14 protein-coding genes are annotated in these 17,634 nt (G+C 47.7%); 3 read left to right on the forward strand and 11 right to left on the reverse strand.

The window, feature by feature from the left end; genetic code table 11:
- Positions 1-382 precede the first annotated feature (382 nt).
- The 3 genes from PQQ36_RS05535 (at position 383) to PQQ36_RS05545 (ending at position 4,130) form a co-directional block, all read left to right on the forward strand.
- The gene (locus PQQ36_RS05535) at positions 383-862 is read left to right on the forward strand and encodes a DUF1456 family protein (RefSeq protein ID WP_017791368.1); all 480 of its coding nucleotides are present in this window, start codon (positions 383-385) and stop codon (positions 860-862) included.
- Between the two features lie 623 nt (positions 863-1,485).
- Positions 1,486-3,474 (forward strand): DEAD/DEAH box helicase, encoded by a 1,989-nt coding sequence (locus tag PQQ36_RS05540; RefSeq protein ID WP_040111190.1) that lies wholly within the window; start codon positions 1,486-1,488, stop codon positions 3,472-3,474.
- On the forward strand, positions 3,471-4,130 hold the full coding sequence (locus tag PQQ36_RS05545) for a hypothetical protein (protein WP_040111191.1): 660 nt from the start codon (positions 3,471-3,473) through the stop codon (positions 4,128-4,130). The genes PQQ36_RS05540 and PQQ36_RS05545 overlap by 4 nt, the downstream gene beginning before the upstream one ends.
- 280 nt (positions 4,131-4,410) lie before the next feature.
- On the opposite strand, the gene PQQ36_RS05550 is transcribed toward PQQ36_RS05545, so the two are convergent.
- The 11 genes from PQQ36_RS05550 to PQQ36_RS05600 form a co-directional block, all read right to left on the reverse strand.
- Positions 4,411-6,084: a DUF342 domain-containing protein gene (locus tag PQQ36_RS05550; RefSeq protein ID WP_040111192.1), complete on the reverse strand. Its 1,674-nt coding sequence runs from the start codon at positions 6,082-6,084 to the stop codon at positions 4,411-4,413.
- Between the two features lie 221 nt (positions 6,085-6,305).
- Positions 6,306-7,982: an ATP-binding SpoIIE family protein phosphatase gene (locus PQQ36_RS05555; protein WP_040111193.1), complete on the reverse strand. Its 1,677-nt coding sequence runs from the start codon at positions 7,980-7,982 to the stop codon at positions 6,306-6,308.
- 14 nt (positions 7,983-7,996) lie between these two features.
- Entirely contained in the window at positions 7,997-8,296 is a 300-nt protein-coding gene (locus tag PQQ36_RS05560) for an STAS domain-containing protein (RefSeq protein ID WP_011082053.1), read from the reverse strand.
- Positions 8,297-8,336: 40 nt separating this feature from the next.
- A complete protein-coding gene (locus tag PQQ36_RS05565; RefSeq protein ID WP_080538838.1) occupies positions 8,337-9,509 on the reverse strand; it encodes a methyl-accepting chemotaxis protein in 1,173 nt (390 codons plus the stop codon).
- A 51-nt stretch (positions 9,510-9,560) separates the two neighbouring features.
- The gene (locus PQQ36_RS05570) at positions 9,561-10,595 is read right to left on the reverse strand and encodes a protein-glutamate methylesterase/protein-glutamine glutaminase (protein WP_273660542.1); all 1,035 of its coding nucleotides are present in this window, start codon (positions 10,593-10,595) and stop codon (positions 9,561-9,563) included.
- Positions 10,595-11,239 carry a chemoreceptor glutamine deamidase CheD gene (cheD, locus tag PQQ36_RS05575; protein WP_045597500.1) on the reverse strand — a complete coding sequence of 215 codons (645 nt, stop codon included), beginning with the start codon at positions 11,237-11,239 and terminating at the stop codon, positions 10,595-10,597. The genes PQQ36_RS05570 and cheD overlap by 1 nt, the downstream gene beginning before the upstream one ends.
- 15 nt (positions 11,240-11,254) lie before the next feature.
- Positions 11,255-12,109, reverse strand: a complete 855-nt coding sequence (locus PQQ36_RS05580) for a CheR family methyltransferase (RefSeq protein ID WP_045597501.1) — start codon at positions 12,107-12,109, stop codon at positions 11,255-11,257.
- Positions 12,094-14,517, reverse strand: coding sequence for an aerotaxis transducer Aer2 (aer2, locus tag PQQ36_RS05585; protein WP_045597502.1), 2,424 nt, complete (start codon positions 14,515-14,517; stop codon positions 12,094-12,096). Before aer2 ends, PQQ36_RS05580 begins: the two co-directional genes overlap by 16 nt.
- An 8-nt stretch (positions 14,518-14,525) precedes the next feature.
- Complete coding sequence (locus PQQ36_RS05590; protein WP_026050241.1) at positions 14,526-14,987, reverse strand: chemotaxis protein CheW; 462 nt, start codon at positions 14,985-14,987, stop codon at positions 14,526-14,528.
- A complete protein-coding gene (locus PQQ36_RS05595; protein ID WP_038964019.1) occupies positions 14,987-15,493 on the reverse strand; it encodes a chemotaxis protein CheW in 507 nt (168 codons plus the stop codon). Before PQQ36_RS05595 ends, PQQ36_RS05590 begins: the two co-directional genes overlap by 1 nt.
- A 9-nt stretch (positions 15,494-15,502) precedes the next feature.
- On the reverse strand, positions 15,503-17,617 hold the full coding sequence (locus tag PQQ36_RS05600) for a chemotaxis protein CheA (RefSeq protein WP_263122280.1): 2,115 nt from the start codon (positions 17,615-17,617) through the stop codon (positions 15,503-15,505).
- Positions 17,618-17,634: the final 17 nt, after the last annotated feature.

The raw sequence follows: 17,634 nt of genomic DNA on the forward strand, positions 1-17,634 counted from the left end.
CCGCTATCGTTTACACCAAGCCACTTTATTACTTCAAATCTTCAGATAGTTGATAATTTGACACGCTCTCTAACTCATAACTGTCCGGAACCTTAATAGTTGGCACTTCGTAACTCAGAAGTGCCCATTCCTTGCCAGTAACCTTCTGTCTCACAAATAACAGTGAGGTTCTTCTAATCAGCATAGTGTCTATGAAAGTGGGGGCTTACCAGCTTCGCTAACTCGTTCGAATAGGCCATCTTATTTCTATTTTTTAACCTACCGAACAAACGTGTTCTCTGTTAGAGTCACCGTCAACTACGCTATTGAATAAAGATACCCACAGATCGCATGTCATTGATGGAATTTTATTCACCCTTAGAACTCATATTAGGAATCCCTAGTGACTAACAACGAAATTTTACGTCGTATCCAACACGCGTTAAACCTTAAAAACGCACAGATAATGAAAGCTTTCGAGCAGGCCGAAGTCACTGTGGCTCACGATAAAGTGGCAAACTGGTTAAAAGATGAAAGCGACAAATCTTGCGTTAAGATGAAGGATCAAGAGTTAGCGGTATTCTTAAATGGCTTTATTAACCTCAAGCGAGGAAAAAAAGACGGCGAGCAACCTAAGCCAGAAGTCACGTTGACCAACAACATGATTCTCATGAAGCTACGTATTGCGCTAGACATGAAAGCAGAAGATGTGTTGGACGTATTAGAAGTGGTTGGTATTAGTTTAAGTAAATACGAAATTGGTGCGTATTTCCGCAAGCCAAACAACAAAAACTACAAACAGTGTGAAGACCAGTTGCTGTGCGACTTCTTAAATGGTGTGCAGTTTACCAATCGTCCCGATTCTGAAGAGTTTACTGGGTAATTTTTATCTCGAATCGAACGTGGTAATTGATTAAAAAAGCGAGAACCATTTCATTTGGCTACTCGCTTTTATCATGCTAAAGACCGATATTCGCGCTTCACAATCACGTCTACTCTTTGTCTTTCTTCAGTAGATACCTATCAAACCACGCTGAAATCTGGTCGGCTTTTAGAATCAAGACACACCCCGCCCCCTATGACCCTACCAAGATAAACCCAAGCTAAAACATCAAGCCAGTTAGGGCCACTATTCTGGTCAAGATATTCCAGACACCTTGTAGTGATTAACTAAAACTGGCCGCGTATATAGAGTTTTTCCATACTTTTGGTCATGCGTGCAGAGTCACGACTGACGCCGTTGGTAACACGAATTTGCCCCAATTTCCCTAATGATTCAATATGAATTCAATTGCTCAGCGATGTGGATTGGATTGTGTCCATCGCTTTGGTAGCGATTCACTCACAAAACCATAAGTGATCCACAAAGTTGAGCTTGGGAAAAGCCAACTAGATCTAGTACTATAAACTCTTAAGTTACTGACAAATAGATGGTATGTCACAAGGTACGCCTTCTAAATCTATAGAGTGACGTTGGCTTAGTACTTATTCTCCTAAGGAAACAAAATGTCCGAATACTGCTTTTTTACTCCTGAATCCCAAGCACTTGCAGAGTCCGCCAATCTGAAAGAGTGCTTAGAACAGTACGCTGAGACCAATAAAAAGCAAATTTATGTACTCTCGCGCCCACTATCAAAAGAAGATCTGACTTACGAATACGAACATGCATTTGTAATTTTTTCATCGGGACGAAAGCCTTGTTTTGTCGATACATCTAACAACGAAGAAGAGTTTGAAGAATTCGTGGATGACTTCATTGACGACATGGCTTTTTTGTCTGAGAAGTTTGAGTATCGGAAAAAAATTGGTAGAAAAAAGCGGTGGTTGGAGCTTATTGAAACAACAACATGTGACAACTTAGACTTAGATTCCTTAGTACTTGAAAACCCTACAGATAGACGAGTAGCAGACCTGTTAACTTCTTTGGTCATTGGTAGTATCAATGACGTTAACAAAGTTGACTTAGATGCCAACAACCTCCTAGATAGCATTAAATCAAAGATAGTGCTCTTCGATACAGATCAGACGGGCTTCGTCTTTAAGATGGGAGCTAGTAAAAAATTCGTCATTCAAGGATTAGCAGGCTCAGGTAAGACGGAACTTCTTCTGCATAAACTCAAAGAAGTTTACTCAAACGAGCAGGAAGCACGAATTGCATTTACGTGTTTCAATAAAATACTAGCCTCAAGTATGAGAAGTCGCATACCTCAGTTTTTTGACTTTATGAAAGTTGAGAGACAAATCGATTGGGAGAATAAACTCTTCTGTTTCCACTCCTGGGGAAGTGGACGGCACCCTTACTCTGGTATGTATCGCTATATTTGCCACAAGTATGAAATTCCGTTTGGAACGTTCGCTGCGGGTTCGTTTGATCAACTCTGTAAAAAGGCAATCGAAGACATCAAAAGTGCAGCAGAGCCAAATAACCGAAAGTTTATATTTGACTATGTTTTCATTGATGAAAGCCAAGACTTTGGAGAGCACTTTGTTGAACTCTGTGAGTTAGTTACAGAGAAAAAAGTGTTTGTGGCAGGTGATGTGTTCCAGAACATTTTTAGAACAATTGATGACTCTGTAAGCCATGCCGATCTAGTTCTAAAAAAATGTTACCGAACAGATCCTAAGAATCTAATGTTCTCGCATGCCCTTGGTATGGGACTTTATGAAATGCCAGTTCTGAGGTGGCTGCAAGATAACGAGTGGAGTGCTTGTGGTTACAATTATAGCGAAGTAGATGGTCGTGCTATTATTAGCAGAGACCCTCTACGTCGATTTGAAGACATTCCTCAGGAATTTCAATCAACTACCATTCATCTAACCGAAGATGGTCAAAGTATTTCTAACTCTATTTTCAATGTTGTTGAACAGATTAAAGAACGGCATGAAAGTGTCGAACCTGGCGACATTGCTGTTCTATTTCTAGATACAGGTAAATATATTTACAACGTTATACCAGAACTAGCAAACATTGTTACCGAGCGTTTAGGGTGGGACGTCAACATTTCTCATGAAAGTAAGACTAGCGACCCTTCTAAATTTTTCATTTCAAACATTAACAATGCCAAGGGCTTAGAATTCCCTTTCGTTATCTGTTTCGCACTGAATTTGCATCGCCAGCCAGCATTCAGGAATGGGTTATATACGATGATGGCACGCTCCTTTTTAGAAAGTCATTTGGTGTTAGGAAACCAGACAGATACAGAGCTACTTACTGCCCTAAATTCAGGTATTGAGTGTATGAACTCTAATGGCTATATGAATTTACGCATACCATCTGCTCAAGAAATCGAAAATCAAAAAGCATTGATTGTTTGGGATGAAGAGCCATCTCTAGAAGACAGAGTCGTCGCTTACTGTGAAGAGAACGGAGCGAGTCCAAGGTTAAAAGCCAAACTTATACAAAGAATGGCTGAAGTGATGGGCGATGTTGAATATGAGGAAGACTATTTTAACGTTCTTATCAATGCAGAATACAAGCGTTTTGAAAAGTTATGAGCATATTTTACTATAAAAATTTTCCTACACATTTTATGCAGCGGCTGCGATCCGTCAGAGACCCTGTTGACAACTTATGGAACGTACTAGTTCTAGTTGAAGCGATTAATTCTCACCCAGAAAAACAAATAGAAACTGGTGAAGATGGGTTTGATGTGGCTGTGTTCACCAAAGATTTTCATCGATTTTTGGTTAGAAAAGATGATGGATATTTTTCTATGTCAAATCCATTTCAAGTCCACTTGGGTAACAATGAAATATCATTCAACTGTGATGTGCTTGAAGAAGCGGTAAGTGGTAGGTTTATTTCAATCATTAGGAATGCGATTCAAACAGTTCACGGAAACATTTATTCCCATGATGATATTGTTCTTTCGCTGCATGAAAACTTTGGAATGGAATGGACTGAGGCAGCGAAGTATTCAGATACGTTTGCATCGCTACTCTCTGATGATCATGGGTATTTTCGATTCGATGATGACCCTGACCGCCAGAATGGAGATGTTCATCCTAGATATCACTTTGATATCTTCTTTAAAAACTCTAGCTCATTAAAAGTTGGATATGATAAGTTTGCTGAACTACAGTGTTTTTTGGCATTAGCAGATAAGAATTACCCCAAAAAGTACCTGCTAGACTCAAATCTGATCAAGTGATAGTTAAAATATCATAATATTTGTTTAATAAGACAGAAGGGTAACTGTTGCGCAAAGTGGTATGACTTAACTCTTTAGTCACCGATTCAAATACCGACTTATCTCCGACAATATGAACTTTTGTTTCAGCCTTGGTTGTAGTGGCTGAGTAAATTTGGCCACTTGATTCGAGGTGTGCAATACCTGAAGTTATCCGTGAGGTGCTAATTTAGAAAGTTCACTGACACGTTTATGTCCAAAAACGAGTTAGAGCATCTATCTTTAACTCGCTCGTACATCGCTACACTGCGACGTCCTCTTCTTCTAAGGTTGAGGAGACTTTGATTTCGTATTGGTTGAAGCTAAAGATGCTGCCGCCGTGGGTGCGCTTGGTGATCACTTGTTCATCGCCAAATTGAACGGTCACACGGGTGAAGACTTTTTCCGTCGCTTCTACGGTGTTGAGTTCCAGTAAAGCGTTGAACTCGGCATCAAGGGTTTCTAGCTGGCCTTTAACGGCTTCCAGTTGGGCGTTGTTTTCTGCCTTCATTTGCGCAATGGCTTCTTCCATGCCCTCTTCGCGCTGCGATTTCGGCGTTTTCTTAAATTCGAGTTCACGACGGATGACGTCCATCGTCTCTTCTTGGGCGAGCTTGTATTGTTCTTTCAGGGAGGCGATTTTGTCTTTGTAGGCACTAAAACGGGCGAAGGCTTCCACTTTGGTGGCGGTATCCCCTTCCACACCCAGTTGAACACAACGCACTTTGCCCCCCACTTTGGCCACGCCACCGCTTAAGGTACCGTTACGCTCATTGGCGTCGATCACCAGTAAATCGTGTCCACAGCGAATCTCGTTGTTAAAAGAGTGCACCGCAAGTTCAATGTTGCCACCGGCTTGTAGCTCGCTGTATTGGGCGTAGTTAGCAACAATTTTGCCTTTGGTTTTGACCGAGCAACTGCGTGGCTCACCATCGCTAACGGTGTGGCCAATGATGCCTTTGCCCACTTCAATGTCACCTTGGGCTTGAACATCGGCCGATTCGATAAACCCGCCCACGGTAATAGAGCCTGTCGCACGTACCATCATGCCAGCTTCAATATCACCAGAGATCACCACATTGCCTTTGAACTTCACGTGCCCCGTGCCCACACCAACGTTGTTCAAACAGAGTGCACTATCCACTTCGATGGTTTTTTCTTTGATGAGCGGCATGCCCGATTGGCTAGCAATGAGAAGATTCGGATCGTAGGAAGCGACTTCCGTGCCTTTTCCGGGTTTGAGCAGGGCATCTTTGCCTGCTTGAGGTGGAATGATTTTGCCTTGAACGGTAAAGCCTGGAGTGCCTTTGGTTGCGGGTTCACGGCGCATCACTTCATCACCTTTATCAACGGTGATGGTGGCCCCGAGGTTACGCATATCGATTTTGGCGTTCGCGGATTTGCCTTTTTCCGGCTTCAACACACGTTTGGTAATGTCTTCCACCAGAGGCACAAACTGAGCATCTTTACCTTTGATTGGCTGTTTGCCCTGCGCCACCGGTTGGACAAACTCTTCGCCGGCTTTGAGTTGATTACTCACCACCAGCACTTTTTTCAACGCCAGCTTGTTGATGCCTTTGGTAACGCGAGCTTGAGCCAAGGCATGCACAATTTCACTGCCGCGCAATCCACGGCCACCATACGCGCCAGTGACTTTCATGCTGGCCAGCATGTCGTTGTCGGTGAGATCCACTTCAATTTGTGCATTAAGACGCTTGGCGATGACGATGCCATCATACGCTTCGGCCTTGCGCTCACGCGCGCAGTTGAGAAAGCGAACGACTTCTGCATCATCAAGATAAAGTTCTGCGCCTTCCATCTCAGCGATGACGGCATCCAATTCTTTTCTGACGAGCTCACTTCCCAAATCGGCCTCAGGCAATTTGGCGGTAATTTCAGTCTTCTTTTCGTTCCATGAAAGGCAGAGTTTCCACATATAGACGGTCGCTTACTACAACTAAAATAAAAATTCTTGAACCAGTCTAACTAATTAACGATCCGGTGAAAATCGGCAAAAGAGAATAATCGGGCTCACATCACTAAAGCAAAAAACACCCTTATTCACGCCAATTTTGTGACGAGTTGACGCATTTCCGACATCTCTTTTTACACTGTAAATCGGATGCCTTGCCGTCAACGTATCACCGTGATCTCGGTCTACAACTGGTAGGTTGCGGTCACGCACTTCCCGCCATTACTGTAAACAACTGATTCACAAAGCTCATTGAGCAGAATTCGTCCACGCCCATGCAGTTGACTTTCTTGCACTTGTTGCACCGGGTTACTGTAATCAAACCCTACTCCGTTATGCTCTATTATTATAGCTAGCAAAGTGCGTTCCGGCTGGTAGTCAAATTGGATGGAGAGGTAAGCGTCTTGGCTGAGTTGTTCGAGTTTTTCTTCTCGCGCTTGGTAGTAAACAAAGAATCCGTCGGCATCTTCTTTGAGCTTCGAATCGAGCTCAAGCAAACCGTGGTCGATGGCATTCGCCAATAGCTCAGAAAGCACCGAACAGATGAGATCCAGATGAGGTCCGCCACTCACTACGCCTTTAAGAATGGCGCGTAAATCAGGCAGTAGATGATGAGAAGCGATTTGCGGTTTGTTCAACGTTAAGCAGCTCTTTAGTGGCAGTTGCGATAAGAGTTGTGGATCGCAACGTGTCTGCTCACTTTCTGGCGACGCTGAAACAATGGGGCATTTCAGCGTCAGTATCGATAAGTCATCGTGACGCTGACGACAAGAAAACGCCGCCACCGCCTTTTGCAGCGCCTTGATGATGTCGTAAGGATGCTGCTCAATCACACGCAGCAAGCGCATTTCACCAAACTGTTCGCCTTCTTCGTTTGGCGATTCAGTGACGCCATCGGTGTATGTGATGATCGATTGCCCTTCCAGTAACTCAAAGCTGATCACGCTGGCGTCAAACTCTCGCTCTTCTAACACGCCTAGCGGCATGTGCGTGGAGGTTAAGCGCTCTGCCACTGAGCCGTCGTGATTAAGCAAAAAGGCATCTGGCAAGCCACCACCCCACCAACGAATATGGCGTCCGTTACCGCTGATTTCAAACAAACTGGCCGCGAGCATCATCCCCATGGGAAGAAAACGCACCAGCGCACTGTTGATTTCACTGACAATCTCGCCCAGCGCCATCCCTTTTGCCGCCATGGAGTTAAAGGCTCGCGTCGCAGGAATGGCCGAAATCGCCGCAGGCAAGCCATGCCCAGTTGCATCGGCAATCATGGCGTATATGCCGCCGTGCGGTCTGCGAGCCAAGATGATCAAATCGCCATTAAACACGGTTGAGGGCGAAGAGAAATAGTCGACGCCCGAGACGACATCAAGGCAGCCTTCCATCTCTTGTTTGAGGTTGGCAAAAATGCTCTCTGCGATGGTGTAATCGTAGCGGACTTGTTCATGAAAATGGCTCAACTCTGAACGCTGTTTCGCCACTTCGTTATACATTTTGGCGATGCGTACATGCGCCTGAACTTTGGCCAGTAACACATTGCGCTGAACGGGTTTGGGAATGAAGTCATCGCCAAAGGTTAGGCACTTACCGAAGGATTCTTGATCGTCGAGCGCGGTTAGGAAGATGATGGCGATATGCCGATTGGGAAAAGCTTCACGAATGATTTGCGCGGTTTGAAACCCATCCAGTTCTGGCATCATCACGTCGAGCACGATCACATCAGGCAGCTCGTTGACCTCTTGCAGCGCTGAAATCACATTCAAGCCACTGTTGAAAGTGCTGATCCGGGCATCGAGATCGCTCAGCATCATCTTACACACTTCGATATTGCTCGGATGATCGTCGACGATGTAAATCTTCATACCCGCTCCGCCTGTTACTCGATGTGGAATTTTTTATCGAAACGACTGATCAACAAAATTTTGCGCACTTGCGGTAAGGTGTTGATGATCTTTATTCGCCCATCGGCACTGTTGAGATGTTTTTGCATGTTGAGCAACATGCCAAGCCCCGCACTATCAATGTAGTCTACTTTGCGTAAATCGATAATAAACTGGCTATTGAGGTGCTCGGTGTAAGCGTTTCGAAACTCTTGCACCAAGTTAAATCCAAAGGCCCCTTCTATTGCTAAGGTCACCGTATTGCTTGTTTTATCGACTTCTTTCATCACTGACATCTTGCCTTCCCCTAGCTGAGCCGTTGTTGATGGTAAGCCCTTAAAAGAGCTCTACCTCGCCTTCATCAATACTGACTTGATTCGCCGCCCCTTCGCCACGCCCTTGTTCTTGTCGTTCCAATAACTCAACCTGTTGGATCAGATCGTCACTGCTGATTTGGCTCGCGGCATGTTGTTTGATCAATTGCTGAAGCGCTTCAACGTTCTGCATGGTGTGAGAGGCAAAGTCCCCTTGCTGAACCACAATATCGGCGAACTGTAACGCTCGGATGCCCGAGGAGACTTTCTGCGCCAACTGAGCACCCAGTTCATGGATTTGCTGGACTTGCGCTTCCACCATCTCATTCACTTTTTGTACGCCGCGCAGCATTTCATCCACTTCTTCCTTAGATTCGATGGCCACCGTCATATCGATAGAAGCCATTTCACCCACGGTGTGATTGGCTTGCTTAACCGTGCTCAAGGCGATGTTAATTTCCCGCTCGATTTGGTTGTTGAGCGATTCCGCTTTGACCGATAAATCACGCACTTCTTGGGCAACAACGGCAAAACCACGCCCTTGCTCACCCGCTCGCGCCGCTTCTATTGCCGCGTTCAGGGCCAATAAGTTGGTTTGCTCAGAAAGCCCGCGAACTTGATTGAGCAGTTTAAATACCGCGTCCAATTTGTCTGACATATCGTGAATGCTGTGGACTGCCGAGATGCTTTTCTCTGACACATTGATCAGGATATCGATGTAGCGATTGATGATTTTTTCCGTTCTGGGCATGACGTTAGCGATGCTGTTCTCGCTGTTTTGATTGGCAAGGAGATCGTCCACCAAACGTTCAGAAACTTGGCTTTGCTCTTCACAGGTGCGCTGTAAACCAAAAAAGCTGTCGTTGAGGGTTTCTACCGAGGCTTCAATAACGCTTTTCTGTTTTGCCAGAGGTTGTTCTACGCGAGGAATCGCCGTTTGCAGAAAATGGCCCACAGGCCCCCACGCAGCATCGGCTTTTTTCTCTCTCTCAACACTGGCACTTTCGCTATTTTCATCACGGCCCAGAGAAAAAATCGAGGGTAAGACAAACCAAGGAATGGCGGCCGCAATAATCATCAGTGCAATATTGCCCATGGAGTTGGCGATCATTGCGCCAAAGGTGAGCGCGACGATTTGGCAGAACACCGCGATGAGGTAACGAGTTCGATAATTTGTTTGTGCCGATTTTTCCATATTCGCCTACCTGACAAAATCCATTATGTAACTTTATGCTTATGTTTTCTTTTAGCTTAGTAGATCGCACAAAAACTGAGGAAGTTTATTGAGTGGTTTGATGTGCATGGTGGCGCCACACTCCACCGCAGCCCGCGGCATGCCATACACCACGCAACTCTGCTCATCTTGCGCCACGGTGATGGCCCCTTGCTGCTTCATTTGCAGCATGCCTTGCGCGCCATCTTTCCCCATTCCAGTGAGGATCACGCCTATCGCTTTGCCTTTTAAACTTTCCGCGACTGAGCCAAACATCACATCCACCGAAGGCTTGTGTCGATTCACCGCCGGGCTGTCATCCAAATGGGCATACAACTGCCCTCCGCGGCGAAACACCATTAAGTGTTTGTCCCCCGGCGCAACGTAGGCATGATTGGCTTTTAAAGCGACTTCCCCCTGAGTGAGTTCACTGACACTCAACGCACAACTGGCGTCCAATCGGCTGGCAAATGGGCCGGAAAACATCGCACTGATGTGCTGAGTAATCACAATCGGTGGCATACTGGCTGGCAAGGCTGAGAGCAGATGTTTCACAGCCTCGGTCCCTCCGGTGGACGCGCCAATGGCAATGAGCTGATATTGGCTAGTGGAAACCGCACTGCTGCTGGCCACAGCTGGCGACATGCTTTGATTCGCCCCCACTTGCGCCTGAGCGGCCATGCGGATTTTTTCGTTCACTAAGCTGCGATAACCCAGCATATCGGCGGTATTGGCCACCGATGGTTTGGGAAAATAATCCACCGCGCCAAGCTCTAAAGCCATGAGTGTCGCGTCTGCGCCATGCTGGGTGAGCGTTGAGATCATCACCACGGGCAAAGGATGCAGGCGCATAAGATTTTTGAGAAACTGAACGCCATTCATCTTGGGCATTTCGATGTCGAGGGTCAGCACATCTGGCTTTAAGGCTTTGATCATCTCACGCGCTTGATAAGGATCTTCCGCCGCACCGATCACTTCGAGCTGAGGATCCGAATTAATGATCTCCGAGAGCAAGGCTCTGAAGACGGGTGAATCATCCACCACCAAGACTTTAATCTTCTTACTCATCAAAATAACTCCACCTCAGATCCTTTATCGGTTTGCTTCTCCAGGGTATGGGCATAACGCTCTTCTTCACGGCGAAGATGATTGATCTCCGCAAAGGGAATGCGTTTCAGCCATGCTTTGCCTGTGAGGGGGTCAAACATGATCTTTCTTGGCTCTAAGCCACCGAGATCGTATGCCACCACCTCCAACCCTTCTTGCTCGGCGTAATGCAGCACAAACTCGACATTTTTCTCACCGATCATCGAATGAAAGCCCATCATCTGTGCGCCGCCAAACAGCTTCATTCGTAAGCGCTCTCGGCGAGCCCCGAGAGAGAGCAGTTGGTTAAGCAGCATCTCCATCGCATAACTGCCATAACGTGACGCGCCAGAGAGCAGCTCATCAGCATGCCAATGCTTCTCTTCAAAATGGTTATGAAACGGCAACAGAAAGTGATTCATGCCCCCAACGCGTTTCACCGGGTCCCAAATGCAGGCCGAAACGCACGAGCCTAATCCGGTACAAATAAGCTCTTCCTGACCACTGACATACACGCCGCCGGGCAACACTTTGATCATGTGCAACCCGCGCTGCTCGTTAAAAAATCGGCTGTAATACGCTTCTTCATGGGCTTGAAAATGGTGATTAATTGGATCGAGCATCATGCTGCCTTAGCGCTGTTACGCTTTGATATAAATTGTTTTTCCGAGATGTTTAAACAACTGGCAATCGCTGCCGACGCTTTCCGAGTGGCCAAGAAACAACACACCGTCGTCTTGAAGTTGGTGATAGAAACGTTCAATCAAACGTTGCTGCGTCGGTTTATCGAAATAAATCATCACGTTACGGCAAGAAATTAGATCAAACTTCTGCTTCATGGGCCAAGCATCCAGTAAGTTAAGCTGACGAAAAGCGACATGTTGCTTGAGACATTCTTTCGCTTTGATGTTGCCTGCTTGTGCCCCTTTGCCGCGCAAAAAATTGCCTTTGAGATAGCGCGTTGGAATACACTCCAGAGCGCTCTCTTCATAGATACCTTGCTGCGCACGTTGCAAAACGTTGGTATCCAAATCCGTTGCCAGTAGTTGGCAATCCACCCCAGCCTGCCATAAACCACTTTGCTGAATGCTGGCCAGGTAGCTGTAAGGCTCCTCGCCAGTGGAGCACCCGGCAGACCAAATTCTGACTTGCTTTTTGCGTTGATCGCGCCAATAAGGAAACAGTTGGCTTTCGAGAAACTCTACGTGGTGGATCTCGCGGAAAAAATGCGTTTTGTTGGTGGTGAGCGCATTAATAAACGCCATGCGATCGTCTTGATTATTCTCAATACACTCACGATAGTCGGCAAAACGCTTTAACCCTTTTTCCCGCAGCTTGCGACTCAAGCGGCCATAGACCATGGCCCGCTTGTGGTCAGACAAAAAGATCCCAACGTGTTTGTGAATAAACCACTGCACGTATTTGAAATCTTTATCGGTCAGCTCAAACTCTTGCGCAGGTTCAAGCGTGACTTCACTGCTTAGAACTCTTCCCATTCGTCGCTTTCCTCCGCTCTAAAACCGGAATTGGCTACTTTTGGCTTTTTCATTTCACTGATGTTGCCGCGTGTGGGCATCGCAGTCACTTTCGCGGCCGATGGCGCGGCACTGGGTGAAGTCTCTAACGTGGTAATGCTGCTGTCGGTGCTAAAGAAGCTCATGAGATTGAGCAGCTCTTTACCTTCCGCTTTGAGCGATTGGCTTGCCGCAGAGGTCTCTTCCACCAGTGAAGCGTTTTGCTGCGTCATCTCATCCATGGTCGCGACCGCACGGTTAATTTCATCAATACCAGTCGACTGTTCGATGCTCGACTGGGCTATTTGACTGATGAGGCCCGTGACTTTTTCCACCGCAGCGACGATGTCGTTGAGCGTTGCCCCCGATTCATCCACCAAGCGCGACCCTTCGTCCACTTTCTCAACGCTGTCTTTGATCAGCCCTTTGATCTCTTTTGCTGCCGCAGCACTGCGCTGCGCCAGATTGCGCACTTCACCGGCAACCACGGCAAAACCGCGCCCTTGCTCGCCCGCACGCGCCGCTTCCACCGCGGCATTGAGCGCCAATAGATTGGTTTGGAAGGCGATTTCATCAATCACGCCAATGATGTCGGAAATCTTCTTACTGGCAGTGTTGATTTCAGCCATTGCCGCCACCGCTTGGCCTACCACATCGCCGCCTTTGCGCGCTTTTTTCGCGGCATCTTCAGAGAGCTCATTGGCACCTTTGGCGTTGTCGGCGTTTTGTCGCACCGTTGCGGTCATCTGCTCCATACTGGCTGCGGTTTCTTCTAAGTTTGACGCTTGCGCTTCTACACGTTGACTAAGGTCATTATTGCCATCGGCAATTTCTGTTGAGGCGGTGGCAACGCGCGCCGAAGAGACGGTAATTTTGTCGACCATGTTACGAATATTGAGAATCGAGGTGTTGACCGCTTCAGCCAAACGACCAAACTCGCCTTGGTGGGTATCGCTCATCTTCGTTTTCAAATCGCCGTTGGCCACTTTACTCATCACCTGAATGCACTGATCAAGCGGTTCGACCAATGTATCGAGCAGGCTATTAATGCCGTCTCCCAACTCTTTCATAAAGCCGCTGTAAACCGAGGTATCAATGCGCTCTTTGAGCTGCCCCGCAATCGCTTTTTGAATCAAGCTTTCCACTTGACGCTGACCATCTCGTTGCTCAGTGATGTCAATCCATTGCAACGCAGGCCCCATGTAGTTGCCGCTGCCATCTCGCATCGCAATACAAGTGAGATTGAACTCGAGCGAGCCGACTTTGATGTCGGAACTAAATGGCAAACGATCAGGATTTGAGATGATCGCCTGTTGGTGAGCGGGATTTTTATGGAACACATCAATGCTTTTGCCGACCAAATTACGAGAATCAAACCCCGGTAAGGATTTCTGCAGCTCCGACTCTCGGCTGCGCAGTAAGTTTTCCAGCGCAGGGTTGAGATAGCGAATGATGCCGTTTTTATCGGCCATCATCAGGTTGGTGGTCATCCCCGCAACGGCGGAGGCAAGTCGCCCAACTTCTTCTTCGTTGATGCGCTGCTCCGTCACATCGCGCCATTCCAAACTGTTGCCTATGTATTCGCCTTTGGCGTTTTTCACCGCCGCAACGTTGAGCTCAATGCGAATGTCGCCCACCGCAATGTCGGTGCGATAAGGGAGGTTATTTGGGTCGCTCAGCAGTTTGCGTTGATGAGCAGGATTACGGTGGAACTCGTCAATACAGCGCCCCATTAACCACTCTTTGCTGGCGGTAAAACCAGACCAAACGCCCCGAAAGGCCGCTTCATGGCGGCGGAACAAGGTGAGGGTTTCTTCATTGAGATAAGTGATGAGGAAATCGCGATCGATCATCACCATCGCCGTTTGTGCTTGATCTATCGCCGCCTGCAAGCGAGCGATGCTGTCTTCTTTGCGGCGCTCTTCCGTGACGTCTTGCCATTCTAAGGTGTTGCCAACGTAGTTTCCCGCCGCGTCCAACATCGCTCCCACATTCAACTCTAAGCGTACGTCGTCAATGGCAATCACCGTGCTGTAAGGTAAGTTCGCAGGGGTAGAAAGCAGTTGCCTTTGATGAGCGGGGTTGCGGTGAAACATGTCGATGCATGCGCCCATCAAAAACTCTTTATTGGCGCTAAAACTTGGCCAGAACTTACGAAATAATCCTTCATGCTGCTTAAATAAGGTCATCGATTGTTCGTTGATGTAGGTGATTTTGAAATCTCGATCCACCATCATCAATGCGGTTTTCGCTGTGTTCAGCGCCGAGAGTAACTGCTCTTTACTCAACTCTTCTTGCTCTTCAACCTCGTTTAACAACGTATCTCTAGGGTGAGATGTTTGCGGACGAAAGCTGTTGTGCGTTTCCTTGTTACGATTCCAAAATGCCATACCTGACCTCACATTAGCGCTTCTTCTACTGTCGTTCTGGTCAGCTCAGCCACATCAAATAGAGCTTCCAGATTAATAATGATCAAATGGCCATTGCTGGTTGCAGCGAGCCCTTTGATATAACGTTGTTCCATTTTCATGGTTTGTGGTGGTGGTTTGATTTCCCCTTCCTCTAGGGCATACACCTCCGCCACCGCGTCAACAATGATCCCCAGCGGGTTGTGTTGCACATCATTGAGCACCACCACCACGGTGGTATTGCTGATGTGTGACGGAGGAAGATGAAAGCGCACGCGCAGATCCGCGACAGGCACATATTCCCCTCGAATTTCCAACACGCCGACTAAATACGCCGGCGCATTGGGCACTTTTCGCACGTCGCTCCAGCCTCGTACTTCTCGAACATCAAGAATGGGCACGCCGTATTCATCATCATCCACAACAAAACTCAGATACTCTTGCAGCTCCATTAGCACGCCTCCTGAAATGATTCGATATCCATCAGCTCGGCGGTATCGAGTAAAGTCATCACCTCATCACCGACATTGACCAACCCAAGCATGAATGCAGAGACGGGGGTATCACCGATCGAGGTATAAAAATCATGAGATTTGAGACTGACGACATCCGAGACCGCATCTACCACAATGCCCATTAACCGCTCGTGATCTGGCGCTTGATGGCGCAGCACAATCACAACAGTTGTGGGTAGGTAGTGACACTCCCCCACGCAAAAGCGTTGACGTAAATCCATCACAGGCACAATCATGCCACGCAAATTGATCACCCCTTTGACGAACACCGGAGAACGGGGGATCGGTGTCGGTCGCTCCCAAACACGAATCTCCTCTACATCACCAATAGCAATGCCATAGAGCTCATTGGCCAGTGTGAAGCTGAGGTACTCGACTTTATCTGCCGCGCTTTGTTCATCCATCGTTTGTGACTCAATGACTAAGGTTTGCTCTGATTCCATATTGGCCCCCTACGCGGCGATGCCGGAATTACCGCTTTCTGCACGGCGTTTGAGGAAGTTGGTGATGAGCCCCTGCACATCCAAGATCAGTGACACTGAACCGTCCCCCAAAATGGTCGCCCCGGAAATGCCGGACACTTTTTGGTAGTTGGACTCTAAACTCTTGATCACCACTTGCTGTTGGTCGAGCAGCTCGTCAATCAATAAACCGATACGCGTGCCAGCCGCTTCAACCACGCAGAGAATTTTGCTGCGAAACTCACGGCTGTGACCCATGGCAAACTCTTGCTGCAAACGCAAGATAGGAATGTTTTCTTCTCGCAGACGGTAAAGCTCTACCCCACCGGCGGCGTGTTTGATGTGGCGAGGGTCAATTTGAATGGATTCGATGATGGTGAGCAGTGGGATCACATACACCTCTCCGGCGACTTTGACGAGCTGACCATCCAGTATCGCCAGCGTGAGTGGCAAGCTAATGGTAAAGGTGCTGCCTTGCCCTTGTTGGGAATCGACCTCAATGTGGCCGCCGAGTTCTTCAATATTGCGCTTCACCACATCCATGCCGACGCCGCGGCCAGAGATGTCAGAAACCTGATCGGCAGTGGAGAAGCCAGGTGCAAATATCAGATTGACGATCTGTTTGTCTGACATCTCCTCGCGACGAGAATCCGCAGGCAGTACTTTTTTCTCAATGGCTTTTTGCCAAATACGGTCGCAATGGATGCCAGCGCCATCGTCCTTCACTTCGATGATGATCGAGCCGCCCTGATGGAACGCATTTAACGTGAGGGTGCCAAATGATACCTTCCCTTGTTGTTGGCGCACATCCGGCATTTCAATCCCGTGGTCGATGCCGTTTCTCACCAGATGCACGAGCGGATCCACAATGCGTTCCAGCACGGTTTTATCGAGTTCAGTGTGTTCCCCATGGATTTGCAGATCCACTTCTTTGCCTAAGCGGCCACACAAATCACGCACCAAGCGGGGGAAGCGGCTAAAGGCAAAACTCATCGGTAACATGCGAATGTTCAGCACATGCTCCTGTAAATCTTTGCTGTTTTGCAGCAGTTGATCCAGACCCGCTTTGAGTTTCTCGAGTTTGTCGATGGAGAAATCATTGCCGATCTCAGCCAGCATGGATTGAGTGATCACCAACTCACCCACCAAGTTAATTAAGTTATCGACTTTGTCGATGTCGACTCGAATGGAGGTCACTGCCGAGTCATTTTTGTTGCTGCGCGTGGCCGGTTTGGCCGTGGGTGTCGCTTGAGCGCTCTCACTGACCACTTCCACAGGGGCGATTACTGCCGGATTTTCCGCGGTTCCCGCCACCTCTGCGTTTTGTACAGGCGGCGCGAGTAAGGTGATGTCCAGATCGCATTCGTCTTCTACCCATTCGAAAATTTCTTCGATCAGCGCTTTGTCGACCGAGCTCGACAACGTAATCGTCCAGTGGGTGTAGCAAAGTTCAGGATCGAGCGCTTGGATGTCGGGTAACTGACTCGCATCACAGCGCAGCTGCGCCTGCTCATCGAGCTCTTTTAACTCACGCAAAATACGTAGGGGATCGTTACCGCTATAAAAAATCGTCGGATGAGGACGAAAGACCACTTGCCACAAACCGGCATCATCTGCCGGTGCGTTTTCTTCTTCGCTAAGTGGCGGCGCTGCGGACTCGCTAGTGGATAGCAAATCATTGGGTTCATTGGATGAAGATGCCACGCTTTCGCCATCGTCACTCTCTAGCAACTGGGCAAGTTCATCACTGACGTGTTGTAAACGGCCCGTTTCCACGGGTTCACCCGCTTCATGGCCTTCCAGCAATAAACGAATGCCATCGCAGCTTCTTAGCAATACGTCGACGCTGTCTCGGCTCATCACTAACTCTCCGATGCGCACTTTGTCGAGGTAAGCTTCGACCGTATGAGTAAATTCACTGATATCTAGCAGGTTGAAGGTTGCCGCACCGCCTTTAATAGAATGCGCTGCGCGAAAAATCGTATCAATGAGATCTTTTTCAACCTGAGTAGGGTCGAGATTGAGGAGGATATCTTCCAAAACCTCCAAATTTTCTCGGCACTCTTCGTAGAACATTCTACGCAGTTGTTCCATATCCAAAGCCATCTGACGCTCCTTAGTCC

The organism is Vibrio sp. CCUG 15886 (assembly GCF_028570825.1).
In the GTDB taxonomy this organism is placed as follows: Bacteria; Pseudomonadota; Gammaproteobacteria; order Enterobacterales; family Vibrionaceae; genus Vibrio; species Vibrio vulnificus_B.